The 799-nt window shown below is 78.5% G+C and carries 1 protein-coding gene; it reads right to left on the reverse strand.

Features of this window, described 5'->3' with window-relative positions; genetic code table 11:
- Nucleotides 1–182: 182 nt before the first annotated feature.
- Nucleotides 183–799: CoA pyrophosphatase (locus G6556_RS18970; RefSeq protein ID WP_166944730.1), on the reverse strand; the 617-nt coding region annotated here is incomplete at its 5' end.

Raw genomic sequence — 799 nt, forward strand, 5'->3', positions numbered from 1 at the left:
GTGCGGAGGGGTGGTCGGCCCGGTTCGTCGCGCCGTGGCACCGATCGTATCGTTTCGACGGCGGTTGACCAGCAGTGCGGGCGGGCGATTCCGCCCACCCGCACGCCGGGATCCACCGGCTCCGCCTCGCCCGGCTCCGCCTCGCCCGGCTCCGCCTCGCCCGGCTCCGCCTCGCCCCGGGGTCAGACCGGCGCGGGCACCGTCCGGCCCTCGTCCCAGGGGACCGCCCACCCGACGGCGTCGAGCAGCCGGTCGAGGATGAACGCGGTGAACCCCCACACGAGGACGCCGTCGACGTCGAACGCCGGGCCGCGCCACTCGTGCCCGCCGCGGCGCAGGACCGTCGTGACGCGCCGTGCCGGGTCGACGAGGTCCGCGACGGGCACCCGGAACACGTCGACGGTCTCCGCGGGGTCGGTCGCCGCCACGGCGGAGGGGCGGTCCCACCAGCCGAGCACCGGGGTGACGAGGTTGCGGCTCACCGTGACCGGGAGCAGCGGCAGGGTGCCGAGCACGCGCACGCCCGAGGGGTCGAGGCCGGTCTCCTCCTGCGCCTCGCGGAGCGCGGCCGCCTCGGGTCCCGCGTCGGTCGGGTCGATGCCGCCGCCGGGGAACGAGACCTGGCCGGGGTGGTGGCTCAGCGTGGGGGAGCGGCGGGGGAGGAGCACGTCGAGGTCGGCGGCGACGGCGGGGTGGTCGGCCCGGGCGTCCGCCGCGTCGAGCACGCCGAACAGCACCAGCACCGCCGAGTCCCGGACCGGGCGCGCGTGGGCCGCCTCCCGTCCGGGCGGCGGGGCGT

The organism is Cellulomonas sp. IC4_254 (genome assembly GCF_011603975.1).
GTDB lineage: Bacteria > Actinomycetota > Actinomycetes > Actinomycetales > Cellulomonadaceae > Cellulomonas.